This window comes from Nocardia wallacei (assembly GCF_014466955.1).
Lineage (GTDB): Bacteria > Actinomycetota > Actinomycetes > Mycobacteriales > Mycobacteriaceae > Nocardia > Nocardia wallacei.
Map to the genome: position 1 here is coordinate 193352 of NZ_AP023396.1, position 19591 is coordinate 212942.

18 protein-coding genes and 3 tRNA genes are annotated in these 19591 nt (G+C 68.0%); 11 read left to right on the plus strand and 10 right to left on the minus strand.

The features are described 5' to 3' along the window. Positions 1–65 precede the first annotated feature (65 nt). Complete coding sequence (locus tag NWFMUON74_RS00840) at positions 66–653, minus strand: bacterial proteasome activator family protein (protein WP_187686124.1); 588 nt, start codon at positions 651–653, stop codon at positions 66–68. A gap of 254 nt (positions 654–907) precedes the next feature. On the opposite strand from NWFMUON74_RS00840, the gene NWFMUON74_RS00845 reads away from it, so the two are divergent. Beyond that, a complete protein-coding gene (locus NWFMUON74_RS00845; protein WP_187686125.1) occupies positions 908–2110 on the plus strand; it encodes a cysteine desulfurase-like protein in 1203 nt (400 codons plus the stop codon). 73 nt (positions 2111–2183) lie between these two features. Here the strand turns inward: NWFMUON74_RS00845 and NWFMUON74_RS00850 are convergent, their stop codons facing one another. Together NWFMUON74_RS00850 and NWFMUON74_RS00855 are read right to left on the minus strand one after the other, a co-directional pair. After that, on the minus strand, positions 2184–3173 hold the full coding sequence (locus NWFMUON74_RS00850) for an NAD(P)H-quinone oxidoreductase (protein ID WP_187686126.1): 990 nt from the start codon (positions 3171–3173) through the stop codon (positions 2184–2186). 213 nt (positions 3174–3386) lie between these two features. Continuing rightward, the gene (locus tag NWFMUON74_RS00855; RefSeq protein ID WP_187686127.1) at positions 3387–3551 is read right to left on the minus strand and encodes a hypothetical protein; all 165 of its coding nucleotides are present in this window, start codon (positions 3549–3551) and stop codon (positions 3387–3389) included. A gap of 75 nt (positions 3552–3626) precedes the next feature. On the opposite strand from NWFMUON74_RS00855, the gene NWFMUON74_RS00860 reads away from it, so the two are divergent. Together NWFMUON74_RS00860 and NWFMUON74_RS00865 are read left to right on the plus strand one after the other, a co-directional pair. Then, positions 3627–4802, plus strand: coding sequence for an alpha-hydroxy-acid oxidizing protein (locus tag NWFMUON74_RS00860; protein ID WP_187686128.1), 1176 nt, complete (start codon positions 3627–3629; stop codon positions 4800–4802). 42 nt (positions 4803–4844) lie between these two features. Next, positions 4845–5336: a MarR family winged helix-turn-helix transcriptional regulator gene (locus tag NWFMUON74_RS00865; protein ID WP_187686129.1), complete on the plus strand. Its 492-nt coding sequence runs from the start codon at positions 4845–4847 to the stop codon at positions 5334–5336. Between the two features lie 312 nt (positions 5337–5648). Here the strand turns inward: NWFMUON74_RS00865 and NWFMUON74_RS00870 are convergent, their stop codons facing one another. The 4 genes from NWFMUON74_RS00870 to NWFMUON74_RS00885 all read right to left on the minus strand — a co-directional run bounded on the left by NWFMUON74_RS00870 (position 5649) and on the right by NWFMUON74_RS00885 (position 9736). Beyond that, positions 5649–6560: a hypothetical protein gene (locus NWFMUON74_RS00870; RefSeq protein WP_187686130.1), complete on the minus strand. Its 912-nt coding sequence runs from the start codon at positions 6558–6560 to the stop codon at positions 5649–5651. Position 6561: 1 nt separating this feature from the next. Further along, on the minus strand, positions 6562–8478 hold the full coding sequence (locus NWFMUON74_RS00875; RefSeq protein WP_187686131.1) for a hypothetical protein: 1917 nt from the start codon (positions 8476–8478) through the stop codon (positions 6562–6564). Beyond that, positions 8475–8768, minus strand: coding sequence for a hypothetical protein (locus NWFMUON74_RS00880; protein ID WP_187686132.1), 294 nt, complete (start codon positions 8766–8768; stop codon positions 8475–8477). Before NWFMUON74_RS00880 ends, NWFMUON74_RS00875 begins: the two co-directional genes overlap by 4 nt. Positions 8769–9651: 883 nt before the next feature. Continuing rightward, positions 9652–9736, minus strand: a tRNA-Ser gene (locus tag NWFMUON74_RS00885). A 116-nt stretch (positions 9737–9852) separates the two neighbouring features. On the opposite strand from NWFMUON74_RS00885, the gene nicT reads away from it, so the two are divergent. Further along, positions 9853–10902, plus strand: a complete 1050-nt coding sequence (gene nicT, locus NWFMUON74_RS00890) for a Nickel transporter NicT (protein WP_483243757.1) — start codon at positions 9853–9855, stop codon at positions 10900–10902. A 100-nt stretch (positions 10903–11002) separates the two neighbouring features. Continuing rightward, positions 11003–12070: an alpha/beta hydrolase gene (locus tag NWFMUON74_RS00895; protein WP_187686133.1), complete on the plus strand. Its 1068-nt coding sequence runs from the start codon at positions 11003–11005 to the stop codon at positions 12068–12070. A 124-nt stretch (positions 12071–12194) separates the two neighbouring features. Here NWFMUON74_RS00895 and hisC read toward each other — a convergent pair whose 3' ends face one another. Continuing rightward, entirely contained in the window at positions 12195–13274 is a 1080-nt protein-coding gene (gene hisC / locus NWFMUON74_RS00900; RefSeq protein ID WP_187686134.1) for a histidinol-phosphate transaminase, read from the minus strand. A gap of 125 nt (positions 13275–13399) precedes the next feature. Here hisC and NWFMUON74_RS00905 point away from each other — a divergent pair, with 125 nt between their 5' ends. The 3 genes from NWFMUON74_RS00905 to NWFMUON74_RS00915 all read left to right on the plus strand — a co-directional run bounded on the left by NWFMUON74_RS00905 (position 13400) and on the right by NWFMUON74_RS00915 (position 14405). Beyond that, entirely contained in the window at positions 13400–14095 is a 696-nt protein-coding gene (locus tag NWFMUON74_RS00905) for a dienelactone hydrolase family protein (RefSeq protein WP_187686135.1), read from the plus strand. Between the two features lie 96 nt (positions 14096–14191). Beyond that, positions 14192–14281, plus strand: a tRNA-Ser gene (locus NWFMUON74_RS00910). Positions 14282–14332: 51 nt separating this feature from the next. Further along, positions 14333–14405 (plus strand) — tRNA-Arg (locus tag NWFMUON74_RS00915). A 37-nt stretch (positions 14406–14442) separates the two neighbouring features. Here the strand turns inward: NWFMUON74_RS00915 and NWFMUON74_RS00920 are convergent. Continuing rightward, complete coding sequence (locus tag NWFMUON74_RS00920; protein ID WP_187686136.1) at positions 14443–15021, minus strand: GNAT family N-acetyltransferase; 579 nt, start codon at positions 15019–15021, stop codon at positions 14443–14445. A 291-nt stretch (positions 15022–15312) separates the two neighbouring features. Between NWFMUON74_RS00920 and NWFMUON74_RS00925 the strand changes: the two genes are divergently transcribed. From NWFMUON74_RS00925 to NWFMUON74_RS00935, 3 genes are all read left to right on the plus strand, one after another. After that, positions 15313–16503: a DNA cytosine methyltransferase gene (locus NWFMUON74_RS00925; RefSeq protein WP_187688833.1), complete on the plus strand. Its 1191-nt coding sequence runs from the start codon at positions 15313–15315 to the stop codon at positions 16501–16503. Between the two features lie 138 nt (positions 16504–16641). Beyond that, on the plus strand, positions 16642–17058 hold the full coding sequence (locus NWFMUON74_RS00930; RefSeq protein WP_187686137.1) for a very short patch repair endonuclease: 417 nt from the start codon (positions 16642–16644) through the stop codon (positions 17056–17058). Positions 17059–17134: 76 nt separating this feature from the next. Further along, positions 17135–17899 carry a DUF998 domain-containing protein gene (locus NWFMUON74_RS00935; protein WP_187686138.1) on the plus strand — a complete coding sequence of 255 codons (765 nt, stop codon included), beginning with the start codon at positions 17135–17137 and terminating at the stop codon, positions 17897–17899. Positions 17900–18016: 117 nt separating this feature from the next. On the opposite strand, the gene NWFMUON74_RS00940 is transcribed toward NWFMUON74_RS00935, so the two are convergent. Then, positions 18017–19576, minus strand: a complete 1560-nt coding sequence (locus NWFMUON74_RS00940; RefSeq protein ID WP_232110774.1) for an esterase-like activity of phytase family protein — start codon at positions 19574–19576, stop codon at positions 18017–18019. Positions 19577–19591 lie beyond the last annotated feature (15 nt).

Below are 19591 nucleotides of genomic sequence, written 5' to 3' on the forward strand. Positions count from 1 at the left end.
GTGACCGACTGTAGCCGTGCGCGGTAGCGGCCGCTGCGTGCGGGCCGCAAACCGCGCATGGTCGCTCAGAGATACTGGCCGCTGCCCGTGGCCGAACCGCCCTGTCCGCGTTCGCCCGGGGAGTGCGCGCCCGGCGGCAGCGCGTGCCGCATCTGCTCGAGCTGCTGACGCGCGGCCATCTGCTGCGCGAACAGCGCCGTCTGGATGCCGTGGAACAGGCCCTCCAGCCAGCCGACCAGCTGGGCCTGCGCGATGCGCAGCTCGGCGTCGGAGGGAATGGAACCCTCGCTGAACGGCAGCGCGAGGCGTTCCAGCTCGTCGCGCAGCTCCGGCGACAGGCCCTGTTCCAGCTCGCGGATCGAGGTCTGGTGGATCTCCTTGAGGCGGGTGCGGCTGGCGTCGTCGAGCGGCGCGGCCCGTACCTCCTCCAGCAGTTGCTTGATCATGGTGCCGATGCGCATGACCTTCGCCGGTTGCTCGACCATGTCGGCCAGCGACTCGTCCTTGCTGTCGGTCTCGGTCCCCTCGCCGCTCTCGCCGACCACCTGCCCGGCGAACGGCGCCTCACTCTGGGCGCTCGCCGGGATGACCAGCGGCTTGCCTTCGGGGCCGATCACCACGATGGAATCCGGTGCTCCGTCCGATTGCGTCATGATCTCCATCATGTCTTGTCCGGCCGCGACGCGCTGCGGGTGGGTACGCACTGCGGGTATGCCGGACAGTGGCGGTCAGTATTCTGTTGCGGTCGTGTCCGCCTCGTGTGTGGTTCGGTTTGCTGAAAGTCGGTTGCCATGTCGCGTGATCTGTCAGCTGGTTACCCCGGTGGTACCGGTGTGGTCGTCCGGTGCCCGGCGGTAGCCGTCGACACGGTTACCTCGACTTGCCCCCTGCCCTTAGAGTGGCCCACATGACTTACGACGTCGCGAGGGTTCGGGGGTTGATACCGTCCCTGGGCGACGGCTGGATCCATCTCGACCCGCAGGCGGGGATGCTCGTCCCCGATTCGGTATCCCGCGCCGTCTCAACAGGTTTCCGCACCTCCGCGTTCACACACGGTAATCGGTATTCGGCCACCAGGCGCAGCGGAGCCATTCTGGACGCCGCGCGCGAGGCGGTCGCGGACCTGGTCGGCGCCGACCCGGCGGGCGTGGTACTCGGCCCGGATCGCGCGGTACTGCTGGCCTGGCTGGCCGAGTCGCTGAGCTCCCGGCTCGGGCTGGGCACGGGGATCGTGCTGTCGCGCCTGGACGACGAGGCCAACGTCGCGCCGTGGCTGCGGATCGCCAACCGCTATGGCGCGCACGTGCGTTGGGCCGAAGTGGAAATAGAGACGTGTGAGATGCCCGCCTGGCAGTTCGAGGAGCTGATCGGGCCCACCGCGCGTCTAGTCGCCTTGACGGCGGCGTCACCGATCGTGGGATCGGCTCCGGCCGTGCGGGTTGCCGCGGATCGGGTGCACGAGGTCGGGGGTTTGCTGGTGGCCGATTGCTTCGGCGCCGCACCGTACGCGCTGATCGATATCGATGAACTCAACGCCGACGTGGTGGCGCTGTCCGCGCCCGCGTGGGGCGGGCCGCAGATCGGCGCGCTGGTGTTCCGGGATCCGGCGTTCCTGGACCGGATTCCGTCCATGTCGCTCAATCCCTATGCCAAAGGCGCGGAGCGGCTCGAGGTCGGGCATCACCAGTACGCGCTGCTGGCCGGGCTCACCACCTCCATCGAGTATCTCGCCGGGCTGGACGAGCAGGCCACCGGCACCCGCCGCGAGCGGCTGGAAATCTCGATCACCTCGCTGCAGGACTATCACGACCAGTTGTTCGAGCACCTGATGGACGTGCTGGACCGCGTCCCGAATCTGACGGTGATCGGCCGCGCCTCCACCCGCATCCCGACGGTGAGTTTCACCATCGCCGGCATGCAGGCCGAGAAGGTCTCCGCGAAGCTGGCCGATCATCGCGTCGGCACCCTCAGCGGCGTGCACGGGGGCAGCCGCCTGCTCGACGCGCTGGGCGTGAACGACGAGGGCGGGGCGGTCACCATCGGGTTGGCGCCCTACACAACGAAATTCGAGATCGACCAGCTGGGGCGAGCCCTGGCGACGCTGGACTGAGCGTTTCCGGACGCCTGCGCGCCACGGACAGCCTTCTCGCGCAGTCCGTTTCCTACAGTGCTCGTCCGTCTCCCTATCGCTCGTCGATGCGCAGGATCACCTTGCCGACGGTCTCCGGTGAGTCGAGCAGGCGATGTGCCTCGGCGGCCTCCGTCGCGGGCAGTTCGGCGCTCACCACGGGCGCGACCGTGCCGTCGGCGACCAGCGGCCACAGGTGGCGGCGGAGTTCGGCGATGATCTCGGCCTTGCTGGACCGACCGGTGGCCGGACGGCGGCGCAGGTTCGTGGCGTGCACGGTGCCGCGCTTGCCCAGCAGCGCCGAGATGTTCAGTTCGCCGGTCGTCCCGCCCTGCAACCCGATGACGCACAACTGCCCGTCCTCGGCGAGGGCCTCGACATTGCGGTTCAGGTAGGCCGCGCCCATGTTGTCCAGGATGACGTCGGCGCCGCCCGCCGCGCCGACCACGGCCACGAAATCCTCGTCGCGGTAGTTGATCAGGATGCTCGCGCCGAGTTCCGCGCAGCGGTCGAGCTTCGGCTGCGAGCCCGCCGTCACCGCCACCCGCGCGCCGCGGCTCACCGCCACCTGAATGGCATGGGTGCCGATGCCGCTGCCGCCGCCGTGAATCAGCAGCAGCTGCCCCGCGTGCAATCCGGCCCGCATGACCAGATTCGACCAGACGGTGGCGGCCACCTCCGGAAGTGCCGCCGCCGCAGCCAGATCCAGCCCGTCGGGCACCGGCAGCACCTGGGTCGCGGCCACCACCACCCGCTCGGCGTACCCGCCGCCGGACAGCAGCGCGCACACCCGATCACCCGGCCGGAAGTCCGTGACGCCCGCCCCGATCGCCTCGACCACGCCGGACACCTCCAGCCCGATGATCTCGCTGGCCCCGGGCGGCGGCGGGTAGAACCCCTGGCGCTGCATCAGATCCGCGCGGTTCACCCCCGCCGCCGCGACGTCGATGAGCACCTCACCGGCCGCCGGGCCCGCCGGATCCGGCACCTCCCCCCAGCCCAGTACCTCAGGACCACCGAAACCCTCGAGTGTCACCGCATACATACCCGCGACCTTACGACCCTCCCCTTCGCAACTCCCGCGCCCGCGCCGTAACCAGCGTTCCCGCAACCCTCCGGCACGTTTCCCGTCCCCGGTACGCGCCTGCCGCGTTCCGGTCGGGTTGCGGGTTCGTGCCGTCGGGTGCTTGCGGTGCATCGAACGTTCTCCTTCGCCCCCAGTGCGCACAGGCCGCAGCGCATTCGGCGGGCGGCCGGGTCAGTGCTTGCTCTCGGCCTGCTGCTTGGCCGTTTCCGCGTCGATGCCCTTGGCCATCTTGCCCAGCGCCTCGCTCAGTTCGTCGGCGGTCATATCGGCGTAGCCGGGGACTCCGGCCGCCTCGCCACGCCGGCGCAGCTCACTCGGACGATCCTCTGCTGTCATGTCGCACACCCCCTTTCCCGCGTCGTCCGGCGGTTACCCGATCGGTGGCGGGTGATGCCTACTAGCGTTCCGGGAATGAGCAGTTTCGCCGACTTCCAGAACGAGATCTATCTGGCCGGGCTCGCCGGTGTGGTCCCCGATTTGCCGATGACGGCCGCGGGCCTGGCCGCACGAGCCCGCGAGGTGCTGACGCCGGAGGCCTACGCCTACGTGGCGGGCAGCGCGTCGGCCGAGCGCACCGCGGCGGCGAACGAGGCGGCGTTCGACCGGTACCGCCTGGTCCCGCGGATGTGGCGGGGCGCCAGCGGCCCTGGCGTGCGCGACCTTTCGGTGGAGGTGCTCGGCACGCGACTGGCCGCGCCGATCCTGACCGCACCGGTCGGCGTGCTGGAACTGCTGCACGAGCGGGGCGAGGCGCTCGTCGCCGAGGTGACCCGGGATCTGGGTGTCGGCATGGTGCTGTCGACGGCGGCGTCGACCCCGATCGAGGAGGTGGGCGCGGCCGCCGGGGACTGGTGGTATCAGCTGTACTGGCCCAACGACGACGAACTGGCCCGCTCGTTCGTGGAACGCGCGGTGCGGGCGGGCGCGCGGGCGATCGTGGTCACCGCGGACACCCCGAGCCTGGGCTGGCGGCCGCGCGATCTCGAGCTGGCCCACCTGCCCTTCCTGCGGGCCGAGGGCATCGCGAACTACCTGTCCGACCCCGTGTTTCGAGCGAAACTGGCCGCGCCGCCGGAGGAGAGCGAGGAGGCGCTGCGGATGGCGGTGCTGACCTGGGTCGGCCTGTTCGGCAACCACGGCCTGCGCCCGGCCGACATCGCCCGGCTGCGCGAATGGACCGAGCTGCCGATCGCGGTGAAGGGCGTGCTGCACCCCGACGACGCCCGCCAGCTGGTCGACGCCGGCGCCGACGCGGTGGTGGTGAGCAACCACGGCGGCCGCCAGGTCGACGGCTCCATCGCCGCCCTCGACGCGCTGCCCACCGTCGTCGCGACCGTCGGCGACCGCGCCGACGTGCTCTTCGATTCCGGCATCCGCACCGGCTCGGACGTCATGGTCGCCCTCGCCCTGGGCGCCAAGGCAGTGCTCTACGGCCGTCCCTGGGCCTACGGCCTGGGCATCGCCGGAGCGGCCGGTGTCCGGCACGCCCTACGTGTGCTCCTCGCGGATCTCGATGCGGCCATGGGCCTTTCGGGCTGCACCACCCTCTCCGACCTGAACCGAGCACTGCTCTCGACCACCCGCTGACCGGGCGAACCTCGCATCCCGGGCGGCTAATAGAATGTCCGCATGACTTCCGAACCGAGCGGTACGCCTCCGGAGCCGAGGTGGCTCAGCTCGGCTCAGCAGCGCGCCTGGCGCGCCTACATGGACGGCGGCCAACGCCTCATGTCCCAACTGAACCGCCAACTCCAACGCGACAACGACCTGACCCTCGCCGAGTACCGAATCCTCGTCCTCCTCTCCGAAGCCCCCGACCACTCCCTCCGCATGAGCGATCTCGCCGACGGAGTGCTGTCCTCCCGCAGCCGCCTCACCCACCAGATCCGCCGCATGGAAACCGAGGGCATGGTCCGGCGGACCAGTGTGGAGGAGGACGGTCGGGGGGTCCGGGCGCACCTCACGGAGGTAGGCATGGACCGCCTACGCACCGCCGCCCCCGGCCACGTGAACGCCGTCCGCCGAGACTTCATAGATCTACTCACCCCGGATCAGATCAGGGTTCTGGGTGAGGTTTTCGAACTCGTCGACAAGGAACTCTCCACCCGCGACGCCCGCTGAAGCACTAGGACGTCGTTGAACTCAATGCGGATTCATCCGGGTATATGGCCTCGGCGGAGCGCGTTGACCAGAACCAGGATGAGGGACCACCGAGGCCCTGTTGGACAGTGATTCACGCTACTTTTTCGGGTTCCAGCAAATCGGACAGACAGCTCCGCTGCTCGCTAGAACGTTGCACAGTACTCGGGCGAGTAATTCCGGTTTGCTAGATATGAACTCGTCCAGACAGCGCCCAATGCGGCTCCTCGGCGGTACACCCGAAACTGCCCCCAGCCGAACAGAACCGGTTCTGTTCGGCGTTTCGTTTCGTTGTCAGCTCACCAGGTCACCACGGCGCATACGATCAACCGCTGCTGCGGATGTCAGCTCGCCCCGAGCCTCCGGATGCTGCCAGTAATACCGAACCAGGTGCAACGCCAGCGCAGGATCAATACCGAGGGCCGCGACCGGCACGTCGATAGACCCCTCCAATAGGCCTCGTTGCATGCGGTCAACCAGGCTCTTTCCTGTATCGACGTGTATCTTGGCGCCAGGGATGGGGACTATTCTCACGGTGTGGTTACTATTCAACAGGATCGGTTGCACCGCACCAACATCACTCCACGAAAGTGTTCTCGTCGTGTGGCCGAGGCCCTGAGATATACCATACTCCGATATGGCGAGGAAATACCTCTTGCCGCGTCCAGCGAGTAAGTAGAAAACGATAAACGCGATCATCGCCAGAACAACGACGACGATGATCAATCCGCCTGCATCGAGACCGGCGCGTGCCGAGTTCTCATTCTCGGACATGTCGGTCGCGAAAAGAATGCCACGGAGCACCAGGAACGCAGCACCCAGCGCGAGCCACACGAACAGCAGCGGTCTCCACGATGGCTGGACGTCGGCGCGGAGGCCGGCTCCGTGATCATCGATGGCACCCGTTTTCAGGTTCGGTGGAATATTCGTCCGCCGCACCCTGAGCCGTGGAATGAACACGATCAGCAGGCTCAACCCCATCAGGCCACCTGCGGCGCCGAAAGCCGCGCGCATGGGTTCACCTTTGCCGATGTAGTCGAGCGTGTACGGGATAGAGATCAGAATTATCAAGACCAGTATGATCAGCGCTGCGATCAGCTTGCCGGGCAGTCGTTCCTTGCCCCATTCGGCAGGCCATTGGAGTAGGGGAGCCTCGCGCTTCGTGTCACCTTCGGACAATTCAAACCCCTCCTGATTGCTCCACACCCTACTTGAATGGTTGTTCGGCGGCCCAACCTCCGAACGCGCCGCCACCGAACCCGAGCAAGCCTGCGCCGGCTCCTGCGCAGAACGCTTGACCGATCGGGGTCGCCCACCAGCACGCCGCTGCACCCAGTCCGGCCCCCGCCCACGCTCCCGCCGAACCGCCGACGGTGCTGCCCGCCGCGTTCGCCGCAGCTTCGTCGAGCGGCTTGTTGTGATAGTGCCAATCTTCCCAGCTGACATACGAGTTGACGACTGCGCCCAGCGGCCAGCCGCTGAGGACCTTGCCATCAGATTTCAGCAGTTGTGAAACTCCGGCCCTGGCATTGGCATCGGTGGCCGAGTCCATCGCACCAACGAATGCTTGACCTGCACCGGGCGCTCCTGAGTCCAGCAGCTGCAACGCGCGAATCTGACTCGCCTGTGAATCGGCCATGGCCCTTTGGGCCTGTTCGGCCATCAGCCCGGACCCGCGGGAAGCAAATTCGCCACCGGCTGCGGTTGCCCCCGAGAAGCCTGCTGCCAGCGGGTGCTGTTCCACGTTGTCCGCGGTCGAGTCGAGGAGACTGTTCCACTGGGTTCCGGTCCATGCCTTCGTGGTGTCCCACACGGTCGGCTGGGGCGTGTGCGGCGGCGCGGCGTTCGGGTCGTACTGCATCATCGACCCGTCCGGGAACTGGGTCACAATCCGGCCGTCGGGATGCTGTCTCGTGATCGCGGTCTGCCCATCGGAGTCTGTGGTGGTGATCGTTCCATCCTGGTTCAGCACCGAGTTCATGCCGGCTGAGTTCCCCGTCCCGACGAGCGTCGGATTGCCGTCCGGACCGGGAACATATTGCTCGAAGGCACGGAATCCGTCGGGGCGTTCCCACTGCCGGTCGATAACGCCATCGGCACCGTAACGGTCAGTGACTATGCCGCCGTTTTGCGGATACGACTCCGACACCTTGTTCCCGCGCGATCCGTCCGGGTTCACCGCGAAAGTGGTTGCCTTCCCGCCGGTTTCGGCAACCTTTTCGAACTTCTGGGGCTTGCCGTCCGGGCCGGTGACTGTCATGTCCACGATCCCTGACCCGTCCGTGCGGGTGGATGTGACGGTGGTGACGGGCGGCTTGTTGCCGGTTGTTTCGGTGGTGATGGTGGAGCCGTCGGGCTGCTGCACCGACGTCGCGACCGTCACGGTGCCATCCGGGTTCGGGGTGATCGTTTTCGTGGAGCCGTCCGGATTGGTGACTGTGGTCGGTATGCCCTCCTCGAGTTTCAGGGCCTCGCCAACGATGGGCGGCAACTCTTCTGGTCTCGCGGTCTCCGGGTGCAGCAGGCCGGGAAACATGGTGCGGATCTGCTTCGACGGTGCCTCCAGCAGGGCCAGCCGACCTAGCTCGGTTTTCGCGGTGTCGATGGCAGTCTTGGCCGCGGTCGCCGCGTTGTCGGCGTTCTGCAGCGCCGACACCATCTCCACGTGACACTGGGCGGCCTCATAGCCGAGTTGCAGGCTGGCCGCGACCACGTCACCGCGGTCCTTCCCGGCCGCCTCCAGCTGTCTCCGCTTGGTCTCGGCGGTGACCGTGCCGTCGTCGTAGACATCGAACCCGCGCACGTCCCGGAACAGATTTCGCTTGTTGACGACGAGAGCCTTCGCGTCGGTCAATGCGGCCTGCTGTGCGGTGTATGCGCTCTTGATGATGTCGATCTTGCCGAGGATGTGACTACCGGCGGTGTTCTCATTCACCACCCGCCGGGCCGCTGCATCGGCACCCGCGCCCTTCCATGACTCGGCAAGGTCGTCCTGTGTGGTCAGCATCGACTGCAGCAGTTCGCCACCCTTGGCGATCACTGAACCGAAGGTGCCCGCATCGGTGCCGAGCACGCCCGGGTTCCACTGCTCGACTTGCGAGATCGTCAGCGCGGGCCGACTCATTGCGGTCCGCCCATCGACCTCAGCTGGTTCGCGAAGTCGGTGTCGTGGATCTCGTACTTGTCACCCGCACCCTTGGCGATCTCCGCCATCTCTGCTGGACGGCTAGAGAACATCGCCAGTGCCGATTTTACCTGGTCACGGACCCCGGTAACGCTGGTACCGAGATCGGTGCCCGGAAACGGGTCACCTGTGGCGGCGCTGTTCACGCCATCGGCCAGGCCCTTGAAATCCCCCGACAGCCCGTCCAGCCACTTCGACCACGCTCGCAATGCGTCCGGATCGACTTCCACTGCTTCCCCCTCCATACAGACACGGCCGTACCCGTCAGGCTCTGGAAACAGCGACTGATAATACAGTCGGTATAGGGGAGAGGTCGGTCACATGGCGGCCGCGAGCACGGCAGCTATCGCCGGGCTATCGAGTCGTGGTCTCTTGTCGGCACGTCCTGCCGGGGCGTGCATCAGGGTGACGACCTGTCGATTGTGTGGTCAGGTCGGGTGCAGCACCCTCTGGGGATGGGTGTTGAGAGGGATGGGTCGCCGTGTCGACCGACGCGTATTCGGACTAGGAGAATTGTCAGCCGGGCGGGTACTGGCGGGTGCCGCCACGCCACCAGCAGCATGTGGTTCTCGACGACGGCCGACTCGTGGCCACGCAGATGGATGTAGTTGCTGGCGAACCCGATTCCGGCGCGCTCGAGCTCGATGACCGTGGTCTCGCCCAGCCGTCGATTCAGCCAGGCCAGGACCGTAATCCGCTGTGTGAGTAAATATTCGACCGCCGCCGCATCCGGCAGGTGATCGAGAACGCGTCGGCCCAGCGGCCTCGGCATGGACCCCGCCCTCGGCGCTGTCGACCGAAATCCGGATCCAGGGCATGTTGTGCTCGTCGTGCCACACCTGAACCGGCAGACGGAGCCGCTGGTCCACCCTCAGCTGCTCGCGCACCGCGCTCCGGCGCGGGCTCGATCTCGCTGCCGCGGTTCATGATTGGCCTCCGACCGTCGAGCGGGAGATGACGGGCGGGATGTCACGGCGGACGAACGTGCGGTAGTCGTGCCTTCCTGCCGATGCCGGTCAGGTGGTCGGTATGGGGCTTCGCCCAGTCGCCGACGGTGACGATCGTGTCGGCGTTGCCCTTCGAGGCGTCGGGGATTATGCGCTGGTCAAGGTGCGGTGGGTGTGGGATTTGAACCCACGGTGGCGTGAACCACGACGGTTTTCAAGACCGTTCCCTTAGGCCGCTCGGGCAACCCACCTTGCTCCGTGCAGGAGCTATCTCAGGTTACTGGCGGGGTGGGTGGGATGCCCAATCGGTGTGGGAGAGGGGCTGTACCGTTGACCAGTTCGGTCTGTAGGGGAACGGGGTGTCGTGGTGCGCAGCGTGGTCGGGATGGTGGGGGCGATCGTCGCCTTGCATGTGGTCGGGTGGGGGGTGTTGTTGCTGGTGATCGTGCCGCAGCAGCATCTGGTCGATGGGGCTGTGTTCGGGGTGGGGCTGGGGGTGACGGCGTACACGCTCGGGATGCGGCATGCGTTCGATGCCGATCACATCGCGGCCATCGACAACACCACGCGGAAGCTGGTGGCGGAGAACGGCCGGGCGCGGTCGCAGTCGGTCGGGTTCTGGTTCTCGCTCGGGCATTCGTCGGTGGTGTTCATCCTGGTCGGGCTGATCGCGCTGGGTGTGCGGGCGCTGGCGCGGAATCTGGAGGACTCCGATTCGGGGCTGCAACGCTGGACGGGACTGTGGGGGACCAGCGTCTCGGGGACCTTCCTGATTCTGATCGGGTTGCTGAATCTGGCGTCGCTGATCGGGATCTGGCGGGTGTTCCGGCAGATGCGGCGCGGCGAGTTCGACGAGGCGCAGCTGGAACGGGCGCTGGACTCGCGCGGACTGCTGAACAGGGTGCTCGCGCCCGCGGTGCGGATGGTGCGCAAACCGTGGCACATGTATCCGGTCGGCCTGTTGTTCGGACTGGGTTTCGACACCGTCACCGAGGTCGGCCTGCTCGTGATCGCGGGTGGTGCGGCCGCGACCGGGCTGCCCTGGTACGCGATTCTGGTACTGCCCGTGCTGTTCTCGGCCGGCATGTCGCTGCTCGACTCGCTGGACGGCTCGTTCATGAGCTACGCCTACGACTGGGCCTTCGCCCGGCCGGTCCGCAAGATCTACTACAATCTGGTGATCACCGGATTGTCGGTGGCGGTGGCGCTGCTGATCGGCGGGCAGGAACTGGTCTCGATCCTGGTGGAGAAGGTCGGTGTGGAGTCGGGGATCGTGGCCTGGATCGGCAATCTCGACCTCGGGCAGCTCGGTTACATCATCGTCGGACTGTTCGTGCTGACCTGGGCGGTGGCCGTGGCGATCTGGCGGTTCACCGGCGTGGAGCGCCGGTGGGGAAACGATCTCGCGTCGGAGTGACCCGCCAGCGTAACTCGAATTATTGTGGCGCAGGTCACTTTCGGCGCGACCCCTATTACGCGCTTCGCCGTCGCCCTCGACCTCTGGCAGGATGACGGTCATGGTTCGTCGCCGGAGACGGCGTCGGCTGCCCGGCGCCGCCATCGCCTGTGCCGCACTGATCATCGGTGTGGCGGCTTCGGCAGCTCCGGGTGTGGCCGACACTCCGCCCCCGCATCAGCCGCCCGCCGAGTCCGGTTCGGCCGAGGGGCCGCAGCCCCGGGCGGAGAAGTCGCCGCCTCTGGAAGCGGCGATCGATCACGTCGAGTCCCTCTCGGATCGGCTGGTCGAGGTGTCGGTGCGCTCGCCCGCGATGGGCCGGACCGTGCGGGTGCAGGTGCTGCTGCCCACCGACCGCAGCCGCCCCCGCCCCACCCTCTACATGCTCGACGGCCGCAGCGCGAGCAACGACTACAACAACTGGATCGAACGCGGCCACGCCCTGCGGTTCTTCGACGACAAGCCGGTCAACGTGGTGTTCACCCTCGGCGGCCCGGCCGGCTACTACACCGACTGGCAGCGCACGGACCCGGTGCTGGGGACCAACAAGTGGGAAACCTTTCTCACCCGCGAGCTGCCCCCGCTGATCGACGCGAAGTTCGACGGCAACGGCAGCAACGCCGTCGAGGGCGTGTCGATGGGCGCCGAGGCCGCGTTGATGCTGGTCATGCGCAATGCCCAGCTCTATCGCGCGGTCGCGGCCCACAGTGGTTGCTACGCCATGGGTTCCGATGTCGGCCAGGCGCAGGCGCGCGCCGTGGTGCGCACCTACGGCGGCGACCCGGACAACATGTTCGGCAACCAGTACGACCCCGACTGGCTGGCCCACGACGTGATGGTGAACGCGGAAGGGCTGCGCGGCGAGACGATCTACCTGTCGTCGAGCAGTGGTCTGCCCGGCCCGCACGACACCTCGGCCAACCCCGACTCGACCACCTCGGTCGCCTTCGGCGGCCCGCTCGAGGCCGCCGCCAACGCCTGCACCATGGCGCTGGCGGACCGCTTGTCCCGCATGCGGATCCCGGCCACCGTGAACCTGAACCCGGTCGGCACCCATTCCTGGCCGTACTGGGCGGACGAGCTGCCCCGGGCCTGGCCGACGCTCGCCAAGGGGCTGGGCATCCGCTGATCGGCCGGGCGCACGTTCGGCAGCCAACTCGAGAATCAGGCAGGAAGTCCGCTCCGGCCGGTTGCTTCCCGCGCCCCTTGACGGAGACTGGAGCCACCGCTACCGGCAGCATCCCCAACCGTGTTTATCCCAGGAACCGCCCTGTGATCTCCGGGGCCGTGGCGAAGGCCAGGAACAGGTCGTTCTCGTGCGGGTCGCCCGCCGTCACCCGGACGCCGTCGGTTCCGTAGGGGCGCACCAATACTCCTGCCGCGGCGCTCGCCTCGCCGAACTCCGCGCTGCGCTCGCCCAGCGGCAGCCAGACGAAGTTGGCCTCGCTCGGCGGGACGGTGTAGCCCGCGTCGCGGAGCGCGGCGCCCATCCGATCGCGTTCGGCCGCAACATGATCGGTGCGGTCCAGCAGTTCGTGGCGGGCCTCCAGCGAGGCGATGGCCGCCGCCTGCGCCAGCCGGTTCACACTGAACGGGATGTGCACCTTGAGCAGCGCGGTGATGACCTCCGGGTCACCCACGGCGTAGCCGACCCGCAGTCCGGCCAGCCCGTACGCCTTCGAGAAGGTCCGCAGCACGAGCACATTCGGCCGCTCGCGACCGATCTCGACGCCGTCGGGATGATCGTCGGCGGGCAGCCGCAGGTATTCGTAGTAGGCCTCGTCGAGCACCACCAGAACGTGGCCGGGCACGGCGTCGAGGAACCGGATCAGCGCGGCGCGCCCGTGGGCCGTGCCGGTGGGATTGTTGGGATTGCAGACGAAGATCAGCTTGGTGTGCTCGGTGACGGCCGCCGCCATCGCGTCGAGGTCGTGGGCGTAGCCGTCGGTCAGCGGCACCCGCACCGCCCGCGCGTTGCCCACCTGGGTGACGATCGGATACGCCTCGAACGAGCGCCACGCGAACAACACCTCATCGGTCGGCGCGGCGCAGGTGATCTGCACCAATTCCTGGCACAGCGCGACACTGCCGCAGCCGACCGCTACCCGCGACACGTCCACGCCGTGGAACTCCGCGATGGCCGCGCGAAGTTCGCTGGCCATGTTGTCCGGGTACCGATTGGCGAGTTCGACCGCCTCCGCGACGGCCTTGGCAACGGTCGGCAGCGGGCCGTGGGTGGTTTCGTTGCTGGCCAGTTTCACCGCGCCCGGACGGCTGCGGCCGGGTGCGTAGGCGGGGATGGACTCCAGGTCCGGACGAATACGAGCGCTCACCCCACCACAGTAGAACCTGCCGGACCGGCTCGATCGCGGTGGCGGTCCGGCCGGAAATTATTCGGGTGAGCCCGCCTCACATGCGAGTTCTCCCGAAGTTTCTGAAGCCGAACTACCCTGGTTTCATGTCGGGCATTTATCGAGACATCGCTCCGCTGCGCGGCGGTGGCGTGGCGGCCCGGGTGCCGATCACCGTGATCGAGCCGGAGGGGCATGCGCGCGGCGCGATCGTCGTATTGCACGAGTCCCGGGAGTTCGCGGAGGCGTTGCTGGAGTTGATGCGGTCGCTGTCCATCGAGGGCTGGATCGTCGTGGCGCCGAATCTGTTCCACCGTAATGGCAGTACCGACGCGGTATTCGGTGACGAACTGTTCGCCGACTTCGACGCGTGTTACGACTGGCTGATCGGCCGCGGGGTGTTCGGCGACTGCATCGGGGTGCTCGGCTTCGACTCGGCGGGCACGGCCGCCTGCCTGGTGGCGACCAACCGGCCGATCGGCGCCGCCGTCAGCGTCGCGGCGCCCGGCATCATCACCCCGCTCGACGACCGGGCCGACGCACTGGTCACTGCCGCCCCGCGCCTGCAAGCCCCGTGGCTGGGCCTGTACGGCACCGACGATCCCGCCACGCCGGCCGACCAGCTCGAGACCTTGCGCGAGGCGGCCGCCCGAGCCGCCGTCGCCACTCTGCTGGTCAGCTACCCCGGCCTGCACCACCGCCCCGACCACCCCGGCTTCGACCCCGCCGACGCCGACGACGCCGACGTGCTGCTCGACGCTCAATCCCGCATCTTCGACTGGTTCGACAGCCACCTACGCTAGCCCCACTTGACCAGCCGTTTTGCGTCCCGAGCAGTACCTCTGTACTCTTTGCTCTCGGCGGTTCGAAAGGACCGGGCCCTCGACGAGAAGGCTCCAGGAGGCGTGCCAGAGCGGCCGAATGGGACTCACTGCTAATGAGTTGTCCCTTCACGGGGACCGGAGGTTCAAATCCTCTCGCCTCCGCCACGCCCGGCCAGCCGGGCTACAACTGAAAACGATGTCACCAGACATCACCCTGCGCCCGTAGCTCAACGGATAGAGCATCTGACTACGGATCAGAAGGTTGGGAGTTCGAGTCTCTCCGGGCGCGCATCAATCCCCTGACCTGCATAGTGGTCAGGGGGTTTTCATATGTTTCGATCCGCGGCATCGTTGTTTTCGGCTCGGGTGAGTTCCCAGATTATGTCCGTGCCGATTTCCCCGGGAGTCAGCGGGCCGCGGGGTGGGGATTGGCGGGCGATTCGGGTGAAGCCGAGGCGGCGTGGTACGCCGCCGCTGGGGGTGTTGGCGGCGTCGTGCCAGATTTGTACTCGGTCGATGCCGGGGAGGGTGAAGGCGGCGGTTATCAGGGCTGCCGTGGCTTCGGTGGCGTAGCCGTGGCCGGTGTGGGCGGGGTGTAGCCAGTAGCCGATTTCGAGGGCGTCGGGGCCGAGACGGTTCTCCAGGCCGCACACGCCGATCATGGTGTCGGAGACCAGGATTGCGTAGGAGTAGGCGGTGCCGTCGAGCCAGTTCTGTTCGGCCTGGGTGAGGAAGTCCGCTATCGCTGCGCGGGGATGTTCGCCCTCGGGAGATACCCACGCCATCCACGGGCGGAGATGGGAAAGGGATTCGTTGATGAGACGGTAGAGGGTTTCCTCGTCCGTGCGGCGGACCCGGCGCAGTTGGACGCGTCCGTGGGCGAGGGTTTCGGCCGGGTGGGTCATGTCGTTGGTACGCGTCCGTGGGTGGGGGTTTCGGTCGGGTGGGTCATGTCGTTGGTGCCCGTCCGTGGGTGGGGGTTTCGGTCGGGTCGGTCATGTTGTTGGTACGCGTCCGTGAGTGAGGGTTCGGCCAGGTAGGTCATGTCGCCATGGTTGTCCCGGGAGGTGCCGGCGGGCAAGCCGCCCGCTAGCCCCGTTCCGGCACTCGAGTAACGTTCTCCCGCGGGCCCGGCGCGGTGGTGGTGGGGTCTGCCGGGGTCGGGCGGCGAAAGGAGAGCTGTGACGGGCGCGCTGATGGTCGGGCTGTTCGCCGGTATCGGCGGGCTGGAGCTCGGTCTGGGCGCGCACGGGTGGCGGACCGAATTGCTGTGCGAGATCGATCCGGGCGCACAGGCGGTGCTGTCGGCGCGGTTTCCCGAGGTCGAGTTGCATGCGGACGTGACCAGGTTGCGGTCGCTGCCGTCCGGCACCGATCTGGTCGCCGCCGGGTTCCCGTGTCAGGATCTCTCGCAGGCCGGTCGGACCGCCGGGATCTCCGGTGCGCGTTCGGGTTTGGTGGATCAGGTGTTCCGGTTGGTGCGGCGTAAACGAGGGCCGCGCTGGTTACTGATCGAGAATGTGCCGTTCATGCTGCAACTCGATCGTGGGCAGGCGATGCGGCACATCACCGCCGCACTCGAGGAACTCGGCTACACCTGGGCGTATCGAGTGGTGGACGCCCGCGCGTTCGGATTACCCCAGCGGCGGCAGCGGGTGCTGATGCTCGCCTCGCGCACCGAGGATCCGCGCCCGGTGCTGTTCGGCACCGACGCCGGGCCGCGAACGATCGGCGACGCTGCGGTCGACCCGTGCGGTTTCTACTGGACCGAGGGGGTGCGCGGGCTCGGCTGGGCGGTGAACGCCGTGCCGACCCTCAAGGGCGGATCGGGGCTGGGGATCGCCAGTCCGCCCGCGGTGCGGCTGCCGTCGGGCGAGATCGTCACCCCGGGACTCGCGGACGCCGAACGCCTGCAAGGCTTTTCGCCCGGTTGGACGGATCCGGCGCTGGCCGCACCCGGCGTGCGGCAGGGCCATCGGTGGAAGCTGGTGGGGAACGCGGTCAGCGTGCGCATGGCGTCGTGGGCGGGGGCGCGGCTGGCCGACCCGGTGGTCGACGTCGTGCCCGACGAACTGCCGCTGCCGAGTCACCGCTGGCCCGCGGCGGCCTGGGGACACGCCGGAACCGTGCACCGCGTGGCCGTCTCCACCTGGCCGGTCCACGAACCGTACGAGGACCTCCGCTGGTTCCTCGAGGACGCCCGCCTGCTGTCGGCCCGCGCCACCGCGGGGTTCCTCCGCCGCGCCGCCCGCGGCAATCTCCGCTTCCCGCCCGGATTCCTGGCCGATGTGGAGAACCATCTACTCAGAATGGGCGGGTTCCCGCCTGTCCCAAATGAATTCGCCGACTTGTCCACACTCGCCGAGCCCCGTGTCACGGCTCGCTGACAGACGTGCTGACCCGGCGAGGCGACCGGAGTTGACGTGGGTGGCCGGGCCGGCGGAGTGTCGAAGCAGCACAGTGCGACCGCTGGGACGAGCGAGCGGACACGATCGAGATATGCGAGGACCGGAATTGGGAACATCGTGACCTCCGGACGCCCCGCGACCGACGCGCGGACCAGCGCGCGGATGTCCCGCCAGCGCCGCGTCGGCACCAAACCCGAAACCGAACTGCGGAAGGAACTGCACCGGCGCGGATGCCGGTTCTTCGTGGACCGCGCACCGCTGACAGGGCTGCGGCGACGGGCCGACCTGGTATTTCCGCGGCGGAAGGTCGCCGTCTACGTCGACGGGTGTTTCTGGCACCGCTGCCCGGAGCACGCCACCTACCCGAAGAACAACGCGCAGTGGTGGGCGGACAAGCTCGCGGGCAATGTCGCGCGCGATCGTGACACCGACGCGCGGCTGGCCGACGCGGGCTGGCTGGTGGTGCGGGTGTGGGAACACGAGCCCGCCGCCGCGGCGGCCGACCGAGTGCAGGCGGCGCTGTCGTCCCGATAGGTCATGATGGAGGGGAAGGTCGGCAACCCGTCCGACCAGTCCGTACTCGGGCCGACGGACCGACGAAACGAGGGCGATGGCGCAGACCGAACACTCGCGCTCCGCGGCGGCCGTGCTGGAACGAGAGCGGCCGGGGTCTCGCCGGCCGTGGGTGCTGCGCTGGTGCATCGCCGCGGCGATCGCGGTGGCGGGCGTCTGCTACTCCTCGTGGGTCCTGGAATTCGTGCTGCCGATCGGCTTGGATCCGGTCGACTCGTTCCTCAGCGAACTCGACGCCGAGGGCCGCCCGTACGGCTGGGTGTTCTCCACAGCCGACACGATCGCGGGCAGTCTGACGCTGGCGGCGGCACTCGGCGGGCTGGTCGCGTTCCCGCGCCGCCGGTTGTCCACAGTCGGATGGGTGGCGCTGGGTTGCTTCGGCGCGGCCACCATCGCGGACGCGCAATGGCCGATCGAACCCTGCGCCGGATCGTGCGACAACGGCCTGCTCCCGCAGCTGCACCAGGTGCACGCGCTCACCAGCACGCTCGCCGTCACCTCGATCTTCGTGGCGATGATTGCGTTCAGCGCGGCCGCGTTCCGGTATCGGGACTGGCCGATCCTGCGCCATTCCGGCCTGTGGATAGTCGTGCTGGGGATGGCCGCCACGGCCTGGATGTTGATCGCCGACAACCTGACCGGCGACTACGCGCTCGGCATCGCCCAGCGCATCCAGGTGGGGGCGATGTCGCTGTGGCTGGTGGCGCTGGCCGTGCAGGTCGGGCTGGTCAGTGGCGGCGGACGCGCACGGCAACCAGCGAGCGCGGCGCCGACGACGCGACGGCCCCCGACACGGCCATAGCTCCCAGGACGGCCAGCGCGCCGGCTCCGGCGATGATCTCCATGAGTATGTGCATAACTCCACCGTGACACCGCCGCCTGTCAGTGGTCCGTGCGTCGTGTGGGTAAATCCTGAGAATCACCCGACGGTCACGGTCACCTCGGTGATCTCGGTGCGCGCGGGCAGTTTTCCGGTGTCGATCCGCAGGATCTCGCCGCTGTCCTGCGCCCCGTTCGGCAGGATCTTGGGCCGCAGTCCGAACGGCGGGGCGTCGCCGGTGCTGCCGCCCAGGCCGAAGTCGCTGTCGTCGGATATGTAGAGGGTCTTGCCGCCGTCGGTAGTGGCGAGGCCCTCGATCTTGTCGTGGCCGAAGAAGCGGCCGTCGGGCGCCAGCCCGGCCACCAGGCCCGACAGGTCGAGGTGCGAACGTTTGGCTACCGGCGTGATCCCGGCCTGCCGCAGCGCCGCCACGCCGTCGGCGGTGGGCACGGCACCGACGTAGGTCTCCAGCGGCTTGTCCGCGACGAGCAGCCCGAGGTTCGGGTCGTAGCGCGCGCCGGGCACCGCGGCCTGCGGGCCGACATCGGTGGCTCCGGCCAGATCGATGGTCCACAGCTTCTTGTCCGTTTTCGGCGCGAGCTCACCGTCGCGCTCGTCGACCAGGAACGTGGTGGCGCTCAGCGCGGTGATCTCCGAGACGGCCAGCCGGCTCTGCGGATTCTCCAGCGGATACACGAACTCGCGGACAGCCCTCGAAGGCAGGTCGACGGTGACGATGCGCGTCATCGGAACCTCGCGGGCCGAGGTGAGACCCGGTGTCCGCAAACCGCTTTGGACGATGCCGACCAGCGTGCCGCCGTCCGGTGTGACGGTGAGCCCCTCCATTCCCTGATTGGGCGTGCGCAGCGAAAGCTCGCGCGGCAGACCGCTGCCCGGGGCGAGGCGCTCGATCTCGGTGCCGGTGGCGTCGAAATGCACCAGGAACGGGCCGTATTCGTCGGAGACCCAGAAAGTTCCGTCGGGCAGGGCCACCAGTCCCTCGGGATCCAGGCCGTGATCGGTCGGATCCAGGGCCCGGCCGTCCAGATCGCGGATCGTCTCGCCCGTCGAGGCCGACCTGTCGACCATGCCGTTGAACCCCACGCCCGCACGGTTTTTCAGTTCCAGGGTCGATTCCAGCTCCGCGCGACTGCCGGTCAGCTTGAACTTCCCGATCTTCGGAACGAAACCAGGTGTGGGCGAGAGCTTCTCATCCTTCGCGGGACCGTCCACGTTGGGCCCGCGGTCGGTCAGCCCGTAGAACTCGTCGGCCGATCCCGGCACCGGGGTCAACGCGGAGCCGAAACCGCTGCCCTGCACCGTCGTTCCGCCGAACTGCCCCAGCGCGGGGATGTCGGTGGTGTACAGCCGAACGGCATCGGTCGTGGTGACCGAGAGCGTGTCCGACCCGGTGAAACCCGGGTCGGGCGTGTAGATCACCGCTCCGTCGGGGCGATGTTCGATGCGCCCGTGCGCGGGGTCGGCGATGGCGACGGCCGCGCTGCCGCCGGTGCGCGCGAGCAACTGGTCCGGGGCGATCACCAGCGGCCGATCCTTTCCCGTGGTGAAGGCCGCCTGTTCGCTCCCGGACGAGCAGGCCGCGACGGCCACGCACAGGGCAGCCAGCGCCGCGGACCGGACAGTGCCACTGGATCTCACGGGCTGATGCTTATC

Bases quoted from the DNA above. Each gene is read 5' to 3' on its own strand.
- NWFMUON74_RS00840 (WP_187686124.1), bottom strand. From the start codon at position 653: ATGACGCAATCGGACGGAGCACCGGATTCCATCGTGGTGATCGGCCCC.
- NWFMUON74_RS00845 (WP_187686125.1), top strand. From the start codon at position 908: ATGACTTACGACGTCGCGAGGGTTCGGGGGTTGATACCGTCCCTGGGC.
- NWFMUON74_RS00850 (WP_187686126.1), bottom strand. From the start codon at position 3,173: ATGTATGCGGTGACACTCGAGGGTTTCGGTGGTCCTGAGGTACTGGGC.
- NWFMUON74_RS00855 (WP_187686127.1), bottom strand. From the start codon at position 3,551: ATGACAGCAGAGGATCGTCCGAGTGAGCTGCGCCGGCGTGGCGAGGCG.
- NWFMUON74_RS00860 (WP_187686128.1), top strand. From the start codon at position 3,627: ATGAGCAGTTTCGCCGACTTCCAGAACGAGATCTATCTGGCCGGGCTC.
- NWFMUON74_RS00865 (WP_187686129.1), top strand. From the start codon at position 4,845: ATGACTTCCGAACCGAGCGGTACGCCTCCGGAGCCGAGGTGGCTCAGC.
- NWFMUON74_RS00875 (WP_187686131.1), bottom strand. From the start codon at position 8,478: ATGAGTCGGCCCGCGCTGACGATCTCGCAAGTCGAGCAGTGGAACCCG.
- NWFMUON74_RS00895 (WP_187686133.1), top strand. From the start codon at position 11,003: ATGGTTCGTCGCCGGAGACGGCGTCGGCTGCCCGGCGCCGCCATCGCC.
- NWFMUON74_RS00905 (WP_187686135.1), top strand. From the start codon at position 13,400: ATGTCGGGCATTTATCGAGACATCGCTCCGCTGCGCGGCGGTGGCGTG.
- NWFMUON74_RS00920 (WP_187686136.1), bottom strand. From the start codon at position 15,021: ATGACCCACCCGGCCGAAACCCTCGCCCACGGACGCGTCCAACTGCGC.
- NWFMUON74_RS00925 (WP_187688833.1), top strand. From the start codon at position 15,313: ATGGTCGGGCTGTTCGCCGGTATCGGCGGGCTGGAGCTCGGTCTGGGC.
- NWFMUON74_RS00935 (WP_187686138.1), top strand. From the start codon at position 17,135: ATGGCGCAGACCGAACACTCGCGCTCCGCGGCGGCCGTGCTGGAACGA.